General features: G+C 37.9%; 17 protein-coding genes and 1 tRNA gene. 8 read left to right on the top strand and 10 right to left on the bottom strand.

The window, feature by feature from the left end:
* Positions 1-3 precede the first annotated feature (3 nt).
* Complete coding sequence (gene rimP, locus L1S31_RS05785) at positions 4-471, bottom strand: ribosome assembly cofactor RimP (protein ID WP_236463401.1); 468 nt, start codon at positions 469-471, stop codon at positions 4-6.
* 164 nt (positions 472-635) lie between these two features.
* On the opposite strand from rimP, the gene L1S31_RS05780 reads away from it, so the two are divergent.
* Positions 636-1,460: a universal stress protein gene (locus tag L1S31_RS05780; RefSeq protein ID WP_236463399.1), complete on the top strand. Its 825-nt coding sequence runs from the start codon at positions 636-638 to the stop codon at positions 1,458-1,460.
* Positions 1,461-1,515: 55 nt separating this feature from the next.
* On the opposite strand, the gene L1S31_RS05775 is transcribed toward L1S31_RS05780, so the two are convergent.
* Positions 1,516-1,586, bottom strand: a tRNA-Gln gene (locus L1S31_RS05775).
* A 225-nt stretch (positions 1,587-1,811) separates the two neighbouring features.
* Here L1S31_RS05775 and L1S31_RS05770 point away from each other — a divergent pair.
* Both L1S31_RS05770 and L1S31_RS05765 read left to right on the top strand, forming a co-directional pair.
* The gene (locus L1S31_RS05770; RefSeq protein WP_236463397.1) at positions 1,812-5,090 is read left to right on the top strand and encodes a glycosyltransferase family 117 protein; all 3,279 of its coding nucleotides are present in this window, start codon (positions 1,812-1,814) and stop codon (positions 5,088-5,090) included.
* Between the two features lie 94 nt (positions 5,091-5,184).
* Entirely contained in the window at positions 5,185-5,826 is a 642-nt protein-coding gene (locus L1S31_RS05765) for a polysaccharide deacetylase family protein (protein ID WP_236463395.1), read from the top strand.
* 146 nt (positions 5,827-5,972) lie between these two features.
* Here L1S31_RS05765 and rpmA read toward each other — a convergent pair whose 3' ends face one another.
* Both rpmA and rplU read right to left on the bottom strand, forming a co-directional pair.
* On the bottom strand, positions 5,973-6,233 hold the full coding sequence (rpmA, locus tag L1S31_RS05760) for a 50S ribosomal protein L27 (protein WP_236463393.1): 261 nt from the start codon (positions 6,231-6,233) through the stop codon (positions 5,973-5,975).
* A gap of 19 nt (positions 6,234-6,252) precedes the next feature.
* Positions 6,253-6,714, bottom strand: a complete 462-nt coding sequence (rplU, locus tag L1S31_RS05755) for a 50S ribosomal protein L21 (protein WP_236463391.1) — start codon at positions 6,712-6,714, stop codon at positions 6,253-6,255.
* 227 nt (positions 6,715-6,941) lie between these two features.
* Here rplU and L1S31_RS05750 point away from each other — a divergent pair, with 227 nt between their 5' ends.
* Positions 6,942-8,294, top strand: coding sequence for a M16 family metallopeptidase (locus L1S31_RS05750; protein WP_236463388.1), 1,353 nt, complete (start codon positions 6,942-6,944; stop codon positions 8,292-8,294).
* A gap of 62 nt (positions 8,295-8,356) precedes the next feature.
* Positions 8,357-10,363 (top strand): insulinase family protein, encoded by a 2,007-nt coding sequence (locus L1S31_RS05745; RefSeq protein WP_236463386.1) that lies wholly within the window; start codon positions 8,357-8,359, stop codon positions 10,361-10,363.
* 50 nt (positions 10,364-10,413) lie between these two features.
* On the opposite strand, the gene L1S31_RS05740 is transcribed toward L1S31_RS05745, so the two are convergent.
* Complete coding sequence (locus tag L1S31_RS05740) at positions 10,414-11,280, bottom strand: DMT family transporter (RefSeq protein WP_236463384.1); 867 nt, start codon at positions 11,278-11,280, stop codon at positions 10,414-10,416.
* 108 nt (positions 11,281-11,388) lie between these two features.
* Between L1S31_RS05740 and L1S31_RS05735 the strand changes: the two genes are divergently transcribed.
* Positions 11,389-11,769: a heavy-metal-associated domain-containing protein gene (locus L1S31_RS05735; protein WP_236463382.1), complete on the top strand. Its 381-nt coding sequence runs from the start codon at positions 11,389-11,391 to the stop codon at positions 11,767-11,769.
* 50 nt (positions 11,770-11,819) lie between these two features.
* Here L1S31_RS05735 and gldD read toward each other — a convergent pair whose 3' ends face one another.
* From gldD to mutY, 4 genes are all read right to left on the bottom strand, one after another.
* Positions 11,820-12,383, bottom strand: a complete 564-nt coding sequence (gene gldD, locus L1S31_RS05730; protein WP_236463380.1) for a gliding motility lipoprotein GldD — start codon at positions 12,381-12,383, stop codon at positions 11,820-11,822.
* Between the two features lie 7 nt (positions 12,384-12,390).
* Complete coding sequence (locus L1S31_RS05725; protein WP_236463378.1) at positions 12,391-13,686, bottom strand: gliding motility-associated protein GldE; 1,296 nt, start codon at positions 13,684-13,686, stop codon at positions 12,391-12,393.
* Between the two features lie 25 nt (positions 13,687-13,711).
* Entirely contained in the window at positions 13,712-14,149 is a 438-nt protein-coding gene (locus L1S31_RS05720) for a single-stranded DNA-binding protein (RefSeq protein WP_236463376.1), read from the bottom strand.
* Positions 14,150-14,234: 85 nt separating this feature from the next.
* Entirely contained in the window at positions 14,235-15,275 is a 1,041-nt protein-coding gene (gene mutY, locus L1S31_RS05715) for an A/G-specific adenine glycosylase (protein ID WP_236463374.1), read from the bottom strand.
* A gap of 134 nt (positions 15,276-15,409) precedes the next feature.
* Between mutY and L1S31_RS05710 the strand changes: the two genes are divergently transcribed.
* Both L1S31_RS05710 and L1S31_RS05705 read left to right on the top strand, forming a co-directional pair.
* On the top strand, positions 15,410-15,703 hold the full coding sequence (locus L1S31_RS05710) for an HU family DNA-binding protein (protein ID WP_236463372.1): 294 nt from the start codon (positions 15,410-15,412) through the stop codon (positions 15,701-15,703).
* A gap of 327 nt (positions 15,704-16,030) precedes the next feature.
* Positions 16,031-17,575 (top strand): Rne/Rng family ribonuclease, encoded by a 1,545-nt coding sequence (locus L1S31_RS05705; protein WP_236463370.1) that lies wholly within the window; start codon positions 16,031-16,033, stop codon positions 17,573-17,575.
* Between the two features lie 285 nt (positions 17,576-17,860).
* Here the strand turns inward: L1S31_RS05705 and L1S31_RS05700 are convergent, their stop codons facing one another.
* A complete protein-coding gene (locus L1S31_RS05700; protein WP_236463368.1) occupies positions 17,861-18,613 on the bottom strand; it encodes an SIMPL domain-containing protein in 753 nt (250 codons plus the stop codon).
* Positions 18,614-18,645 lie beyond the last annotated feature (32 nt).

Here is an 18,645-nt window from a genome sequence, read left to right as displayed (position 1 = left end):
ATTTTAATTAAATATTATTGTAACAATTGCTTCTTTTATCTCTGAATAAGGAATCTCGCGTTTGTGTTCTACCGTTTCTTTTCCTTTTCCAATTTTCTTTGGTTCTCTTGCCGTCCACGAAAGTGTAATGTTTTCATCGGTTACGGCTTCCAATTTCGCTTCAATAGTTTCAGTAGCGGTTTTTACCTTAAGGGTTCTTCCAATATTTTTTCGATATTGCCTAACCATCTTCAAAGGTGTTGAAACTCCTGCCGAAGCTACCTCTAACGAATAATCCTGTTCTTCGCGGTCTAAGTTGTTTTCAATTGCACGGCTTACATCAATGCAGTCCTGCAAATTTACACCATTATCACCATCTAACGTTACCATGACTTTAAATGTTTCTGTTATCGTTAAATCCACCAGAAACAAGGAAGGTTTTTCGCTTAATACCTCCTCCAATAAATTCGAAACTTTATCTTTAAATGTCATATTTGTATAAAAAGAGGGAAGCAGTGCTTCCCTCATTATTTAGTTTTCAATAGTAAATAACGGTGCAAATATAGTTATTTTTTTATAAACCAAAAATTGTTATCATATCAAAAAAAAATAATACCTTTATTGTATTAATATACTATCCAAAATTTACTTATATCATGAAAAAAATCTTAGTACCTACAGACTTTTCAGACCATGCCTATTACGCCCTTAAAGTTGCTTCACAAATCGCCAGAAAGAATGGTGGCGAAATCATTTTACTACATATGTTGGAACTGCCTCACCAAGCTGGTGACGCCATAGGAAGTGGTCATGATTTACCTGAAATAATGCTTTTTAAGAATTCGGCAATTAACAAATTGGAGAATTTGATGGATGATAGTAATTTGGAAGGCTTAAAGGTTTCTGAAATTATTCAGTTTGAATTGGCCTTTGACGGGATATTGAAAGTGAGCGAAAAAAATAATATTGATTTGATTGTAATGGGTTCGCATGGTGCTAGTGGATTCAAGGAAATGTTTATTGGTTCCAATGCAGAAAAAGTAGTCCGGAATTCGGAAGTTCCTGTGTTAATCATTAAAAAAGATGCCGGAGAATTCAATGTGAATAAATTTGTATTTGCAGCTGACTTTTCGGAAGAAATCAAAAAACCTTTCGCCAAGGTTGTTGATTTTGCAAACAAGTTTGGAGCAGAACTGGAATTGGCAATGATCAACACGCCAAGCAGCTTCAAACCAACGCACATAGCGGAAGAAATCATGAAAAAGTTTGTTGCTAATTTTAACATCAACAACTACACTATAAACATTTACAACGATGTGAATGTTGAAAACGGGATATTAAACTTCGCAAATCATATCAACGCTGATTTGATTGGTGTAAGTACCCACGGAAGAAAAGGGATAGCGCATTTTTTCAACGGAAGCATCAGCGAAGATTTGGTAAACCACTCTAAAAGACCGGTTGTAACCTTCAAGATATAATTGATTGCAAATTGCATAAAAACAAAAAATCCTCTCAAATTGAGAGGATTTTTTGTTGGTCTACTAGGACTCGAACCTAGAAAGGCTGCACCAAAAACAGCTGTGTTACCATTACACCATAGACCAGCTTTGCTTAACGCGAGTGCAAATTTAAAACAAATTTTATTTTACACAAGTAAATAATTAGAAAAAATTAAAAACTGCTGCTGAAATTAACTTAACAGAGCCTGCAATAAACTTGGAATTAAACCTTTATCCTATTTGAGAAAAATTTGTTAATGCACGTTTAATTGCGTTAAAAAAAATAGTTTCTTTGTAACAGTAAAATAAAAACCTTCATTTCATATCTATATGATGAATTTTAACTTCAATAAATGGAACACCATCCTTGGATGGACAACATTTGCAATTGCCCTGATCACTTATTGCCTAACCGTTGAACCAACGATGAGTTTCTGGGATTGTGGGGAATATATCTCAACTGCTGCCAAACTGGAAGTAGGCCATCCGCCCGGAGCACCATTATTCCAAATCCTTGGTGCTTTCTTTGCCATGTTTGCCACAAGTAAGGAAACCGTTGCATTGATGGTAAATATGGTGTCGGTTTTTTCAAGTGCCTTTACGATACTGTTTATGTTTTGGTCGTCATCGATCTTGCTACGGAAAATAGTTTCCCAATACACCGAAATAGATAAAAACAAAGCAATTGTCATTCTCGGAAGTTCGTTTGTAGGTTCACTGGCCTTTACCTTTTCAGACAGTTTCTGGTCAAGTGCCGTTGAAGCCGAAGTATATGCCATGGCTTCTTTATTCATAGCCATAATGTTTTGGCTTGGGCTGCGTTGGGAAGAAGACATGCATACACCCAAAGGAAATCGTTGGCTGATATTAATCTCATTGATGGTCGGGCTTTCATTTGGAGTCCATTTCATGGCATTGCTGACCATTCCTTCTATCGGGTTTTTATATTATTTCAAAAACTGGAAAACGATTACCATTAAGAATTTCATTATTGCCAACATTATAATTGTTGCGATCCTATTGTTCATTTTCCTATTCCTATTGCCGTACACCTTGGCGTTTTTCGGGAAAATGGAAATCTTTATGGTGAACAGCATTGGACTGCCATTCAATTCGGGAACCATATTCGCATTTTTATTGATTGCGGCCTTGTTCTACTTCGGATTGAAATATACCCGCGAAAAAGGACATCCGTTTTACAACACAGGCTTGTTATGCATCCTTTTTGTCCTACTTGGCTTTTCCGTTTGGATGATGCTGCCAATCCGTGCCAATGCCAATGTGGTAATTAATGAAAACAAACCTTCAGATGCTGCCGAGGTTTTGGCTTACTACAATCGGGAACAGTATGGTGTAAACCCATTATTTTATGGCCCTCAATATACCGACACTTTTGCCGGATTGGACAAAGACGAACCTTATTTGGATAAAAAACCCAACTACGAAAGAGATTATAAAACAGGCAAATATGTTATCGTAAACAATTACAAAAACGCCGAACAAAACAGTGACAATGCCCAGAAAGCCTTTCTACCAAGACTTTGGAGCACAGACCATATCGACAACTATATGCAGTTTACCGGTGTTCCAAAAATAGAACTCAACCAGAATTATCCTTACGAAGATGATTTGGCACAATACGGAGTTAACATTGACAGCCTGAGTGAAGAACAGGTTGCAATGGCTGTTGGACAGTTGAAGGAAGAAATGAGCAAGACCATTGGCGAATTCAAAACAGCTTATGCCCAAAAGAAAATTGACAACGAAGACTATGTTTCCTTCCTAAAAAAATACAGCGATTATTTGACGATAGAAAAACCATCAACCTGGGACAACTTGAGTTTTATGGTCGAATACCAATTTGGCTACATGTATGGCCGTTACCTGCTATGGAATTTTGTCGGAAGGCAGAATGACATTCAGGGGAAATACGACAATCTTGACGGGAATTGGTTAAGTGGGATCAATTTCATTGACGAAATCCATCTGGGCAAAGGAACCCAGGAAAACCTTCCGGATGATGTAAAAAATAATAAGGGACGAAATCTGTATTACTTCCTGCCATTATTCATTGGCTTAATCGGATTAATGTACCACGCGCAAAAAGACTTGAAGAGTTTCTACGTGCTTTTGGCCTTATTCCTGTTCAACAGCATTGCGTTAAAGATATTCCTAAACGAAAGGCCTTTTGAACCGCGTGAACGAGATTATGCTTTGGTTGGTTCGTTCTACGTCTATGCGATTTGGTTAGGTTTTGGTGTGTATGCCATTTATGAAATGATATCCGAAAAAGTAAAATCAAAACTGATTGGACCTGTTGTAATTGGTGCCTGTCTTTTGGCTGCGCCAATCCTCATGGCTTCCCAAAACTGGGACGACCATAGCCGTGCCAAAAAATATACCGCAATTGCAATGGCTAAGAATTACCTCGAGTCCTGTGACCAGAATGCGATTCTCTATACGATTGGCGACAACGACACATTCCCGCTTTGGTATGCCCAGGAAATAGAAGGCGTTAGGACCGATATCAAAATCGTAAATACGCAATTGTTCATGACCGATTGGTATATTGACCAAATGAAATTCAAAACCTATAAAGCTGACGGTTTGCCAATTTCATTCAAACACAGCGAATATGTTGGAGACAAACTCGATTACGTTGCCCACATCCCAAAAACGGATGCGCGTTGGAATATTAAGGATTTTATCGATTTTATCAAAAATCCAAAATCAACAGTCGAAATGTCGAACGGGCAAACCATCCATTTTTATCCGACAAACAAAATCAGGATTCCGATTGACAAAAACAACATCATTAAAAACAAGGTTGTGAATCCGAAATATTTTGACTCCATCGTTCCTTATATCGATTTGGATATCAAAGGAAGTGCGCTTTACAAAAATCGTCTGATGGCTTTGGATGTTTTGGCTAACAACGACTGGAAACGCCCTGTATATTTCACCGGAGGAAGTTTTGGCGATGACGACTACCTTTGGATGAAGGATTACCTTCAATTGGATGGATTGGTTTATAAATTAGTCCCAATCAAAACTCCGCTTGACGAAGAAAACCCTTATGACATGGGCGATATTGACAGTGACAAAATGTATGATTTGGTTCAGAAATGGACTTGGGGCAATGGTGAACTTACAACCATTTACCATGATCCTGAAACCCGTAAAAACAGCATATCGTACCGAACCAATATGGCAAGGCTGATGGAGCAGTTAATCAATGAAGGCAAAAAGGACAAAGCCAAAAAAATCATCGATATGGCATTGACCCAAATGCCTATGGATTATTATGGTTATTACACTATGGTTGAACCTTTTGCCGGCGGTTATTATGAAGTTGGCGAAAAAGCCAAGGCGCGACAATTGTTGGAAAGGCTGATGACAAAATACAAGCAGAACCTCACCTATTACTCGGGAATCCAGCCGTCAATCCAAAACGGGATTGCATCGGATATTATTACGGATATTGAGCGTTACCGTAGTCTTTTGATGGTAATGAAAGATCGTGGCGATGTTGCGTTTTACAACAAAAACAAACCAGCATTCAATGCATTGGTCAATAGATTCTCCCGTTTCGGAAGAGAATTGGAATAGACTTAATTTAAAACAATAAAATGTGCCAACTGCTTCGCCTGTTCGCTACGCTCGGGTGAGAAATCATTTGGCACATTTTTTTTATATTTAGCCTATGGGTTTCTGGGTGAAAACAAATCGTTTTGTCAAGTGGGTTTTTCCAAATTATGTTTGGGACATTCCGAACCATGGCAATAAAGTATTCCTCTCTTTTGACGATGGCCCAACACCCGAAGTCACGGAATGGACCTTGGAACAGTTGCAGAAATTTGATGCCAAGGCTACTTTCTTCTGCATTGGCAACAATATCGAAAAACATCCCGAAATTTTAAAAAAGATAGTAGAAGCTGGCCACGCCATTGGCAATCATACTTTCGATCATCTTAAAGGCTGGAATACCCCAAATGATAACTACATCAAAAATGCCCTGGACTGCCAGTCGCTGTTAACCAATCGCAAATTAGGATCTGAAAAATTATTCCGTCCTCCTTATGGGAAAATAAGGCCTGCACAATCCAAAAAGCTACGACGTCTAGGTTATAAGATCATCATGTGGGACGTTATTTCGTATGATTTTGATGCACAAACCTCCAATGAACAATGCCTTGAGAATGTTTTGAAAAATGTCCAATCGGGAAGCATCATTGTTTTCCACGACAGTGTAAAGGCAGAACACAACCTGAAATATGCTTTGCCCAGGACTTTGGAGTTCCTGAAAAATAAGGGTTATATCTGTGCAAGTATCGTATTGGGATAAAAACGCGCCAACAGCCCCGATTGCAGCTAGCTACCGTGTAGCGCGGAAAGCGGGAACATGAGTGGGAAAAGATAAAAACGTCTGCTGCCAAAAAACAAAAAACCCGTCCATTTCTGAACGGGTTTTGTATATAGTAAGAGTAATTCTTATGCTTCGAAAGGAAGGATAGAAACAAATGATTTGTTTTCTCCTTTTTTCTGAAACTTTACAATTCCATCAACTTTTGCATGTAAGGTATGATCTTTACCCATGTAAACGTTATCTCCTGGATTGTGTTTAGAACCTCTTTGTCTAACGATGATATTTCCAGCAATTGCAGCTTGACCACCAAAAATCTTAACGCCTAAACGTTTCGATTCTGATTCTCTACCATTCTTAGAACTACCGACACCTTTCTTGTGAGCCATGACGTATAAGTTTTAAATATTAGTTGTTTTCTTCAGTTGCAGTTTCTGTTGCTTCAGCTTTTTTTGCTTTAGGCGCTTTTGGTGCCTTTGGCTCAGCTGCTGCTTTTTCCACTTTCTCTGCTTTTGGTTCTGCTACAGCTTTTTCAGCTTTAGCGGCTTTTTTTCCTCCAGTTGCAGAAATACCTTCAATCACGATTTGTGTAAGATATTGTCTGTGTCCGTTTCTTTTTTTGTAACCTTTTCTTCTTTTCTTTTTGAAAACGATTACTTTGTCTCCTTTTAAGTGTGATAACACTTTAGCTTCTACTGAAGCACCTTCTATAGCTGGGGCGCCTAAAGTAATGTTACCACTGTCGTCTAATAAAAGAACTTTGTCAAAAGAAACTTTTGAACCTTCTTCATTAGCCAAACGGTGAACATAAACCTTTAAGTCTTTGCTTACTTTGAATTGTTGCCCTGCTATCTCTACGATTGCGTACATAACAATAATGTTTAGTTAATTTTTTAAGTGCGCAAATATACGACTATTTCTCATTCACGCAACACTAACGCAAAAAAAGTTTAAAGTTCTTAATCAATGTGTTAGATGCAGCTACAGAAAACTTTAGATTTTTCTTGATTTTAGAGAAAATAAATTACTTTTGGTGTAACAAAATTTAAGGTTAGGCTTCTAACCACAAAATCAACTGAAAAAAATTTAAATTTTTTATGAAAAATTCATTAATCGCTTTAAGTTCAATGCTTATGCTTGGAGGAACAGCTATTGCCCAAAAGGTCGCTTTTGAGGAGTACGATTTGCCAAATGGACTACATGTAATTTTACACAATGACCAATCTGCGCCAGTTGTAATCACCTCGGTTATGTATCACGTAGGTTCCAAAGATGAAAATCCGGAAAGAACCGGATTTGCCCACTTTTTTGAACATTTATTGTTTGAAGGAACAGAAAATATCAAACGTGGTGAATGGTTCAAGATTGTAACTTCAAACGGAGGTACAAACAACGCCAACACTTCAGACGACCGAACGTATTATTTTGAGGTTTTCCCTTCCAATAATACCCAATTAGGATTGTGGATGGAATCAGAAAGACTGATGCACCCTGTGATTAACCAAATTGGCGTTGATACGCAAAATGAAGTGGTGAAGGAAGAGAAAAGGCTTCGTGTTGACAATCAGCCATACGGGCAGTTAATTGCCGAAGTAAAGAAGAATATGTTTAAAGTGCACCCTTACCGTTGGGCAACCATCGGTTCAATGGAACATTTAGATGCTGCTACCTTAAAAGAGTTCCAAGATTTCAATAAAAAATTCTACTCTCCAAACAATGCGGTTTTAGTGGTTGCAGGTCAGATTGACATTGCACAGACTAAACAATGGATCCAGGATTATTTCGCACCAATCCCAAGAGGTGTTGAAATCAAGAAGCAAACATTCACTGAGGCGCCAATTACAGAAACAATCCACGCAACTTTCGAGGATCCAAACATCCAAAAACCAATGGTGGTTGCGGCTTACAGAATCCCTTCGATGAAAACACGTGACGCAAGGGTTATGGATATGATTTCTACTTATTTGAGTAATGGAAAAAGTTCTAAATTATACAAAAAGATTGTTGACGACAAGAAAATGGCGTTGCAGATCGGAGCTTTCAACTATGCTCAGGAAGATTACGGTCAATATATCCTTTACGGAATGCCACAAGGCGAATTCACATCAAATGACCTAATCAAGGAAATTGACGAGGAAATCGTGAAACTGCAAACGGACTTGATTTCAGAAAAGGATTTCCAAAAATTACAAAACATCAACGAAAGCAATTATGTAGATAACAATGCAAGCATTGAAGGTGTTGCCGAAAATTTAGCAACCTATTACTTATTGTATGGTGATGTTAACCTAATCAATACCGATATCGATATCTTACGTTCAGTTACCCGTGAAGAGATGAGAGCTGCGGCTAAAAAGTACCTGAATCCAAACCAACGTTTGATTTTGGATTATGTACCTGCAAAAGACAAAGCTGAAAACAAATCAGAGAACAAAGCTGAAAACAAATAATAAACCGTAAGAAAATGAAAAAATCAATTATAGTATTATCAAGCTTGTTTTTAACTTTTATCATGCAAGCACAAGACAGAACGCAGCCAAAACCTGGCCCTGCTCCAAAATTAAACATTAAAAAACCTGAAACTTTTTCGTTGCCAAACGGATTAAAGGTTTTGGTAGTTGAGAACCACAAACTTCCAAGGGTTTCGTATAGCTTAACTATTGACAACACTCCATATGCTGAAGGCAATAAAAAAGGTGTTGACGATTTGACCAGCAGCCTAATCGGAAACGGTTCTACAAAAACTCCAAAAGATCCTTTCAACGAAGAAATCGATTTCCTGGGTGCAAACATCAACTTCTTTTCTTCTGGCGCATCTGCAAGCGGATTGTCAAAACATGCCAAAAGAATCATGGAATTAATGGCCGAAGGTGCTTTGATGCCAAACTTTACCCAAGATGAATTTGACAAAGAAAAAGACAAACTTATCGAAGGCCTTAAAACTCAGGAAAAAAGTGTTCCTGCTGTTGCCGGAAGAGTTGAAAAAGTTTTGGCTTATGGTAAAAACCATCCTTATGGGGAATACTTATCAGAAGAGACTATCAATAATGTAACTCTTGCTGATGTTCAGTCAAACTACAGAACATATTTCGTTCCTCAACATGCTTATTTAGTAGTAGTTGGTGACGTTAAGACCAAAGACGTTAAAAAAACAGTTGAAAAGCTATTTGGTTCATGGGCCAAAGCTACAGCTCCAAGTTTAACGTATTCAAACCCAACAAACGTTCAGTACTCCCAAATCAATTTTGTGGACATGCCAAACGCGGTTCAGTCGGAAATTACAATCTTAAATACGGTTAACTTAAAAATGAGTGACCCTGATTATTTCCCTGTAATCCTTGCGAACCAGGTTTATGGAGGTGATTTCAACAGTTACCTGAACATGAATTTAAGGGAAGCTCACGGTTGGACTTACGGTGCGCGTTCTTCTATCGGTTTTGACAAAAATATCTACAGCGAATTCAGAGCAAATACACAGGTTAGAAATTCAGTAACAGATAGTGCTGTTGTTGAAGCTTTAAAGGAATTAAAAAGAATCCGAACTGAAAAAGTAACTGACGAAGTTTTAAATAATGTAAAAGAAGGATACATTGGAAAGTTCGTGATGCAGGTTGAAAAACCGGCTACTGTGGCTCGTTATGCCTTAAATATTGAAACTGAAGGTTTACCAGCTGATTTCTATGAAAACTACATCAGAAACATCAAAGCGGTTACGCCGGAAGATGTAATGAGAGTTGCCAATAAATATTTCCTCTCTGACAATGCAAGGATTTTGGTTGTCGGAAAAGGTTCTGAAGTAATCTCTGGATTAGAGTCATTAAAGATTCCAATGTTCTATTTTGACAAATTCGGAAATCCAACAGAAAAACCGGCAATGAAAAAACCAGTTCCTGCCGGAGTTACCGTAAAAACTGTAATTGATTCTTATGTTGCCGCAATTGGTGGAGATAAAGCACTTAAAGGAGTTAAGTCGATATCGTATGTTGGTTCAACTACAATTCCACAAGCACCAATGCCTTTGTCATACACTTCAAAAATGGATAACAAAGGAAGAATGGCTGTTGAACTTTCAATGGCTGGAATGGGATCAATTATGAAACAGGTTTACAATGGTACAACCGGATACATGATGCAGCAAGGACAGAAAAAAGTTTTGGAAGGTGAAGATCTTGCAAAAATGAAGGAAAACGCAGTCTTATTCAACGAAACCTTGTTGGCTACCAAAAAAGGCGTTACAGTTGCTGCAATTGAGCCAATGAATGGTTCCGATGCTTATGCTGTTGTTGATGGTGACACTACTTATTATTTTGACGTAAAATCTGGTTTGAAAACTGCTGAAGCTTCTACGGATGACAAAGGTGGTCAAAAAGCAACACGAGTTACAACCTTTAACGACTACAGAGCTGTTAAAGGAGTGAAAGTTCCTTTCAACACCATCATGAATGTTGGATTTGAACTGGACATCAAAATGAGTGATGTAAAAATCAACGAAGATGTAACTGAGGCAGACTTTCAATAATTAAATTGAAATTATCATAAATTAAAAGTCCCGATTTCTCGGGACTTTTTTTATTTCTTGTTGGCAAGGTAAACTCCGATTAAAATGATGAATGCTCCCAAAAACTGCAAAGGCGTCAGCATTTCATTATCCAATATTCCCCACAAACAGGCTACTATTGGTATCAGATAAGTAACCGATGAGGCAAAGATTGGCGACGAAATCTGAATCAGTTTGTAGAATATTACATTCGCAACTCCTGTCCCAACAATTCCCAAAATCATTACATAAAACATCGCGTGCTGTGTTGCTGCCAAATGCATTTTTCCGGTAAAATCGGTGCAGCATAAAATCACAATTGCCGGAACCAGCATCACTAAAAAGTTTCCGGTTGTAATGCTCAGCGGCTTCACATCGGAAAGGTATCTTTTTATCAGATTGACATTCGTCGCATAACAAACAGTCGCTATCAGCACAAAAACCGAGTACGAGTAATCCTCGGAAACTCCCTGTTCATTTCCATTAAAAATCAAAACCGCCGTTCCGATCAATCCAATGATGATCCCGAAAATCTGGTTCCTTCTAAAATTCAACCCGAAGGCAATAGCACCCAAAATCAAAGTATTCAATGGCGTCAGAGAATTTAGGATCGAACAAATGGAACTGCTTACTTTCGTTTCGGCTATGGCAAAAAGATAGGCCGGAATGAATGTCCCAAACAACGAAGTCAATGCAATGTATTTCCACTGATGCTGCGCAATCGAAGAAAGGCTTTTAAAACCAACTATCAATAAAAATACAGCGCAAAAGATAATCCGGAGCGAACCCAATTGATAGGGATTCAAACCATCCAATCCTCGTTTGATTAATATAAAGGAGCTTCCCCAAATCAGTGCAAGTGCAACAAGGATAATCCATTTTAGCTGTTGTGATTTCATGTGTAGGTAACTATTGTTTTTTGATGTATCAAATTTTGTAATTATTTTAAGAATAACCGCTTTTATTTTTTACTAATTTTGTCCATGAATAAATAAATTCTAAAAAATATGAATTTCACCAAATCGCTTTTAACTTTTGGAATCGCGTCAACCTTAATGATTGGCTGCAAAGATGCGTCGAATAAACCTGCTGCTGCAAATGAAGAAGCAAAAGTTGAGAAAAAAGCTGTTGCGGCTGTAAAACCGGAAACAGCAAGTTTCAAAATTGATGGCATGACCTGTGCAATGGGCTGCGCCAAAACAATTGAAACAAAATTGTCAAACCTTGAAGGTGTTCAAAAAGCAACTGTCGATTTTGATAAAAAAGAAGCAACTGTTGAATTTGACGCTACAGTTTTAACTCCGGAAAAATTGACCAAAGCTGTAGAAACTACAGGCGACGGCGAAACCTACAAAGTTTCAGGAATGAAAACTAAAGGGAAAGTTTAAATTTAATCTAGCAAACGATACTAAAAAAGGAACTCAATTGAGTTCCTTTTTTATTTCCATTTAATGGTTTCCAGCAATCGCTGCATGTCGTTTTTGACATAACTCGCGGCTGGCATAATCGAATCAAAACGAGGTTTGGCATAAAAATAAACCGAACCTGTTACAAAATGCTTGATGCTGTCTGTGGCGTAAAATTGCCCATTGGTTGCTGCATTTCCGTCAACGCGGTAAAACATTCCGTAGACTTTTGTTTCCGGATTGATATAAGGCTGTTCCAAAATGTCGTCGGCTTTAATGACATGCTCATACGTTAGCTTTTGGGCATCGCGAAGCAAAACATTGATATTGTTGTTCACTTCTTTATAGGTCAGGTAAATTGTGGCTTTCATCTTTGGGTAATGAATCGAAAAACCGCAGTTCTTATCTTCCTTGATGATTGCATCTTCATTCATGTCAAATTCAAACGGACAGTGGTTGCTGAAATGGGCATATTTGGCAACAGGATAATCCAATCGCAATTGGCTTGCAGGTTTTGGAAGCACTTCGTCCTTACAGCTAACGGCAAAAACCATAAGCAGCAATCCGGCGAAAAGGCCAATCATTTTTTTAAGCATTTTTAATTTATTCAAGGGTTACTTTTAATTGTTTTATTCTTTTTTTGTCGACTACTTCAATCGTGAAACGCACATTGGAGAAGTGGATTTTTTGTCCCTTTTTCGGGAAATTCCCAAGGATTTCCAATATGAATCCCGCCAAAGTTTCAGCTTCTCCCTTATTGTCTTCAAAGTTTTGTTCGTCTACATCTACAATCCGGTAAAAATCCTTCAGGTTGATTTTGCCTTCAAAAAGGAAATTTTTGTCATCAATCTGCGAGAAGTTCAAATTCTCATCATCAAACTCATCCGAAATATCGCCAACGATTTCTTCAATGACATCTTCCAAAGAAACCAAACCCGAAGTTCCTCCATATTCATCAACCACAATGGCAAGATGGCTTTTTTTGCTTTGGAATTCCTTGAGCAGGTCATCGAGCTTTTTATTCTCAGGAACGAAAAAAGGTTCGCGGATTAATTTGTTCCAGTCAAAATCCTTCTTGTTGATATGCGGAATCAGGTCTTTCACAAAGAGTATGCCTTCAATATGGTCAATGCTTTCGCGATAAACCGGAATCCTGGAATAGCCTTTGTCTACTATTTTGGCATAAATCTCAGCAAAGCTTTCTTCGATTTCCAATGCAAAAATATCAATTCTCGGGCTCATAACCTGCTTTGTATCGGTATTTCCAAAAGAAACAATCCCTTCCAATATTTTCTGTTCTTCAGTAGTGGTGTCTTCGGTCGAGGTCAGTTCCAAAGCCTGTGATAATTGGTCCACTGATATATTGGCCTTTTGTTTCCCTAGCTTTTCATGCAGAAAAATGCTCACGGCACGCATAGGCAGGCTAATCGGCGAAAGCAGTTTGTCTAAAAACGACATCGGATTGGCCACAAACTTGGAGAACTGTATGTTGTTTCGGCTGGCGTAAATTTTGGGCAAAACCTCACCAAACAAAAGAATCAAAAACGTCACTAGTAAAACTTCAACAATGAATTTCAATAGCGGTGATTCTATGGATTCAAAAATGGAATTCCCGGTAAACGAAAAGATAATCACAACGCCAATATGGCTAAAATTGTTTGCCACCAATATGGTCGCCAGCAATTTTTTGGGACGCTGCAATAATTTTGAAATCAGGTTCGCTTTAGAGGCATCTTCCTCGGCTAAAATCGTAAGGTCGTTTTGCGTAAGTGAAAAAAGTGCTACTTCGGCTGCAGAAACCATGGCAGAGCAAAACAAAAGAAAAACAATGCCTATGCTTCCAAAAAGTAAGTTAGTGTCAATGTTTGCAAGAAAAGTTAAACTGGGCTCCGGGTCCAAAAGCGTAAAGATTAATTAAACAATATCAAAACGGTAAATCGTTTTCAGGAGGTACAGGATTTGACGGTTCAAAATTAGTGTTTTTTGTTTCTAAATTCTGTGATGTTTTTAAACCATCCACTTCTTTTTTGGTTGTCAAAAACGTAAACTCGGTAACTTGAATTTCTGTGGTATATTTTGTAGAGCCATCTTCGGCCTGCCATTGGCGTGATTTTATCCTTCCTTCCACAAATATTTTATCTCCTTTGGTCAAATATTTTTCGCAAATTTCTGCAGCCTTGTTCCGCACTACAAGATTATGCCATTCGGTAGAAGTGATTTTTTCGTTGGTTTGCTTGTTGATATAAACTTCGTTCGTGGCTAACGGAAACCTTCCTATACAATTCCCTCCTTCAAAATAGTGCATCTTTACATCGTCACCAAGATGACCGATTAACATGACCTTATTTAAAGTACCATTCATTTGTAAAGTGTTATTTATTGAGCTGTGCTCCATACAGTTCGGCAAAATGCCTCGTGTCCCTCAAATTTAATAAATTTTTTAAAAACTAAGCCCAAACTTTCTCAATAAAATTGAAAATTACAATCGGATACGGAAATTTTGAAGCTGATTCCCAATCGATTCCATTTTCAAGCGTTCCTTTCAGCCGTATTTTCCAAAATTGTATGTGCAGGTGTTGATGCGAAAGTTTATGGCGAATTGGAATCTGATTGTACAATTGTATCTCGCGGATTTCATTTTCAACAAAGCCCTGGTTTTGGATTAATGCAAAAATGGTTTCTTCGGCTTCGGGTGAAATCGTTTCAAGCAGTGGAAACTCATATAAATTATGCCAGATTCCCTTTTGGGTTCGTTTACTTATAATAGTGTTATTGTTTTCATCTGAAAAAACCAGGTAATTGAAATACCTATTGGTCACTTTCAGTTTTTTGGATTTCACAGGAAGCTGGTTGACTTTTTTCTTTTGCAAAGCCAGGCAGCTATCATTAAAGATACAAACACTGCAATCGGGATTTTTGGGTACGCATTGCAAAGCGCCAAACTCCATTATTGCCTGATTGAAAATATTCGCCTGGTTTTTCAGAATCAAAGCTGCTGCCAACTGTGCAAATTCCTTTTTGGCTCCCGAAGAAGCAATATCGGTTTCCACATCAAAATAGCGCGACAATACCCTGAAAACATTTCCATCAACAACAGGAACATGCTCATTATAGGAAAAGGATGCAATTGCGGCCGCTGTGTATTCCCCTATTCCTTTTAACTTTAATAATTCGGAATAGCTTTTTGGGAATTCCCCATTCAATTCAAAAGCGACCTGTTTTGCAGTTGCATGAAGGTTTCTTGCCCTGGAATAATAACCCAATCCCTGCCAGAGTTTCAAAACCTGTTCTTCATCGGCATTTGCCAGGTCAAAAACGGTAGGAAATGCTTCGGTAAATTTCAAAAAGTAAGGCATCCCCTGCGCAACCCGCGTCTGCTGAAGCATGATTTCGGAGAGCCAAATATGGTAAGGATTCGTAGTATTTCTCCATGGCAAATCACGTTTGTTTTGTAAATACCATTGGATAAGTGATTTAGAGAAATTCATAGCTAAATTGTGGTTTACAAAAATAAATCTTTATGTGATTAAATTTTAATAGATTATGCTTGAAATATTGTTTTTTTAATTTGTATATTTGCAACCTCAAAAAAATTACATAATAATATTAAATACGAAAGAAAATGACGAAAGCAGATATCGTAGCAAAGATTTCAGAGAAAAAAGGACTTGAAAAAGGAGATGTTCAAGCAGTAGTTGAAGCGTTCATGGAAGAAGTAAAAATGTCTCTGGAAACTGGAGACAATGTTTACTTAAGAGGTTTTGGTAGTTTTATCATCAAAACAAGAGCTGAAAAAACTGGTAGAAATATTTCAAAAAACACAACTATCAAGATTCCTGCACACAATATCCCTGCATTCAAACCTGCAAAAGTATTTGTAGAAGCAATAAAAACTAATACTGAAGTAGCAGTATAAAACTTATTTATTAATCACAAAATCACCAACGTATGCCAAGTGGTAAAAAAAGAAAAAGACATAAGGTAGCGACGCACAAAAGAAAAAAACGTGCGAGAGCTAACCGACACAAAAAGAAAAAGTAGTTTTAAACTACTTTTCTTTTTTTAGAAAACGTTCATTGAAATTGGAATTGAAAAATTCCACCGGGTAAAAACAATACCTGTTTAAAATGTTTAATCCATCTGTACCAAAAGGTTTTTGGTTTAGGGTTAATGGTTTATGGTTCCTAACTATAAACGAAAAACCATAAACTATAAACGACAAATACAGATAAAAATTTACAAAGTGAATAAAGAACTAATTATTAGATCTGATGAAAACGCTGTAGATTTTGCCTTATTAAAAGATGGAAAACTAATTGAATTACACAAACAAGAAGAAACAAGCAACTTCCAGGTTGGCGATATTTTTATTGCCAAAATCAGGAAACCGGTTGCCGGCTTAAATGCTGCTTTTGTAAATGTAGGCTACGAAAAGGACGCCTTTTTGCATTACCACGATTTAGGCCCCAATTTTGCTTCTTATTTGAAATTCATAAAACTTGTAAGCGCAGGTAAACTAAAAGATTTCTCCCTAAAAAACTTCCAGTTTGAAAAGGAAATTGACAAAGACGGAGCCGTTGCAGATATACTCAACGCCAACCAGTCAATATTAGTACAAGTTGTTAAGGAACCTATTTCTACAAAAGGTCCACGAATAAGCTGTGAGCTTTCATTCGCCGGACGATTTTTAGTTTTAGTGCCTTTTTCCGATCGTGTTTCTGTTTCGCAAAAAATAGAATCCAAAGAAGAAAAAGACCGACTTAAAAAACTCGTACAATCTATCAAACAAAGAGGTTTCGGTGTTATTGTGAGAACAGTAGCAGAAGGCAAAAGCATAGCCGAATTAGAAAAAGATTTGCAGAACTTAATGAATAGATGGACTGCAATGAGTAAAAAATTACCAACTGCACATCATCCATCCAAGGTTTTAGGAGAGCTTAACAAAGCTTCTTCCATACTCAGGGATGTATTCAACGATACTTTCACCAGTATCCAAACGGATGATGAAGAGTTGTACCATGAAACAAAGGACTATTTAGCCGAAATAGCTCCGGAGAAACAAAAAATTGTTAAACTTTATCAGTCGAAAGACACGCCATTGTTTGAAAAATACCATATCGAGCGCCAAATAAAAACTTCCTTTGGCCGAACCGTATCTATGAGTAAAGGAGCCTATTTAATCATAGAACATACCGAAGCTCTGCACGTCATCGACGTAAACAGCGGAAACCGTTCGAACAAAGCCAACAACCAGGAAGATACAGCTTTGGAAGTAAATATGATTGCCGCTGCAGAAATTGCAAGGCAGTTACGCCTTCGGGATATGGGAGGAATCATCGTAGTCGATTTTATCGACATGAAAGATCCAGACAATCGCCAGGTGTTGTTCAACTTCCTTAGGGATGAAATGAGCGACGATAAAGCCAAACACAAAATCTTACCGCCGAGTAAATTTGGATTAGTCCAAATCACCAGACAGCGCGTAAGGCCAGAAGTAAATATTGAAACAAGGGAAGAAAATCCAAATAACCTGACCAGCGACATCGATGCGCCAATCCAGATTATTGATAAGATTAATTTTTCGCTTGAAAAGATTGCCAAAGACCATAACGGCGTGAAACTAAACGTTCACCCTTTTGTGGCAGCATACCTTAAAAAAGGTTTTCCATCATTACGTTCAAAATGGTTTTTTGAACATAAAAAGTGGGTGAAAATCATACCTCGTGACGCTTACACGTATTTAGAGTACCGATTCTTCGACAACGAAGGAAAGGAAATCAAGGAATAAAGAAAAGACCGCCTCTCGCAAGATTGGCGGTTTTTTTATGTCTAATATCAAGTTAAAAACAAGCTAAAGCTTGTATACCTGACTGCCACTGGCAGTCCTCCTTTTAATTTCAAATGACAACGAAGGAAAGGAAATCAAGGAATAAACAAGAAACCGCCTCTCGCAAGATTGGCGGTTTTTTTATGTTTATTTTATATGGGCGTTACCCTTCGGGTCGCGCTTTTCGCAGCACAAGGTACTTGCTTCAATCGCTAACGCAACTTCAAAATACCTGAGACCTTTAACCTATTCTAACTCATATTCCAGCCTCACTGTAATCCTTGCAGTCTTATTCTTGCTGTAGGTATCGTTGATTCCACCGTAGCTGTCTTCTTCTGTAGAGCCTTGGCCTGTAATCTGGAAAACTCCCATGCTCGCTCGTTTCAGTTTGCCCAAATCTCCGTCTGCGGTTTTTACGATTTTGGTCGCGCGTTCATTGGCGTCTTTAGTCGCTTTCTCAATCAGGCTCTGTTTTAAGCTTGGCAAATCTGAAAAGGTATACTGAATGCTGTTCGAAGACAATTCAACTCCTGAATTGATTAATTCGGATGTTTTGCTCGATACTTCCTCAATCCGGTTCATCAAATCAGGATTCTTTTTGGCCGAAAAGGAAATCGTCTGTGTCGCCTGGAAACCGTCAAAAACCTGTTCGTAATGCGTTTGGTTGTCGGTACCTTCGCTTCGCACTTCCCTGAATTTTTTCTGGAAATTGACTGCGCCAAAACTAAATTCACTGGTTTTAAAACCTTTGCTTAAAAAGAAATTCGAAACAATTTTCTGATCGGAAACAATCTTATTATAGGCTTCCTTAATGTCAAAACTCGTGGTTGTAAAACTTCCCGACCACAAAATCTCATCGGAAACAAAATCCTTTGTTCCAAGCCCAATAACAGAAATGGAATCGAGGTTTGCATTCCGATTTTTAAATGAACTTCCTAAAATCCATGCAGTAATAATTACCGCAACACCGATAATTATTGAAGAGCTAATTTTATTCATTGGTTTTCAGTTTATTATATAACGCAAAAAAC

It is taken from the genome of Flavobacterium wongokense, assembly GCF_021608265.1.
GTDB lineage: Bacteria > Bacteroidota > Bacteroidia > Flavobacteriales > Flavobacteriaceae > Flavobacterium > Flavobacterium wongokense.
The sequence above is the reverse complement of the archived record's forward strand: the minus strand, read 5'-3'. Positions and strand labels throughout refer to the sequence as shown.

Excerpts from the sequence above, each read along its gene's own strand:
- L1S31_RS05750 (WP_236463388.1), top strand. The coding sequence starts at position 6,942 with ATGAAAAATTCATTAATCGCTTTAAGTTCAATGCTTATGCTTGGAGGA.
- L1S31_RS05770 (WP_236463397.1), top strand. The coding sequence starts at position 1,812 with ATGATGAATTTTAACTTCAATAAATGGAACACCATCCTTGGATGGACA.
- rimP (WP_236463401.1), bottom strand. The coding sequence starts at position 471 with ATGACATTTAAAGATAAAGTTTCGAATTTATTGGAGGAGGTATTAAGC.
- L1S31_RS05700 (WP_236463368.1), bottom strand. The coding sequence starts at position 18,613 with ATGAATAAAATTAGCTCTTCAATAATTATCGGTGTTGCGGTAATTATT.
- rpmA (WP_236463393.1), bottom strand. The coding sequence starts at position 6,233 with ATGGCTCACAAGAAAGGTGTCGGTAGTTCTAAGAATGGTAGAGAATCA.
- L1S31_RS05745 (WP_236463386.1), top strand. The coding sequence starts at position 8,357 with ATGCAAGCACAAGACAGAACGCAGCCAAAACCTGGCCCTGCTCCAAAA.
- L1S31_RS05780 (WP_236463399.1), top strand. The coding sequence starts at position 636 with ATGAAAAAAATCTTAGTACCTACAGACTTTTCAGACCATGCCTATTAC.
- mutY (WP_236463374.1), bottom strand. The coding sequence starts at position 15,275 with ATGAATTTCTCTAAATCACTTATCCAATGGTATTTACAAAACAAACGT.
- L1S31_RS05735 (WP_236463382.1), top strand. The coding sequence starts at position 11,389 with ATGAATTTCACCAAATCGCTTTTAACTTTTGGAATCGCGTCAACCTTA.
- gldD (WP_236463380.1), bottom strand. The coding sequence starts at position 12,383 with ATGCTTAAAAAAATGATTGGCCTTTTCGCCGGATTGCTGCTTATGGTT.
- L1S31_RS05765 (WP_236463395.1), top strand. The coding sequence starts at position 5,185 with ATGGGTTTCTGGGTGAAAACAAATCGTTTTGTCAAGTGGGTTTTTCCA.
- rplU (WP_236463391.1), bottom strand. The coding sequence starts at position 6,714 with ATGTACGCAATCGTAGAGATAGCAGGGCAACAATTCAAAGTAAGCAAA.
- L1S31_RS05710 (WP_236463372.1), top strand. The coding sequence starts at position 15,410 with ATGACGAAAGCAGATATCGTAGCAAAGATTTCAGAGAAAAAAGGACTT.
- L1S31_RS05720 (WP_236463376.1), bottom strand. The coding sequence starts at position 14,149 with ATGAATGGTACTTTAAATAAGGTCATGTTAATCGGTCATCTTGGTGAC.
- L1S31_RS05740 (WP_236463384.1), bottom strand. The coding sequence starts at position 11,280 with ATGAAATCACAACAGCTAAAATGGATTATCCTTGTTGCACTTGCACTG.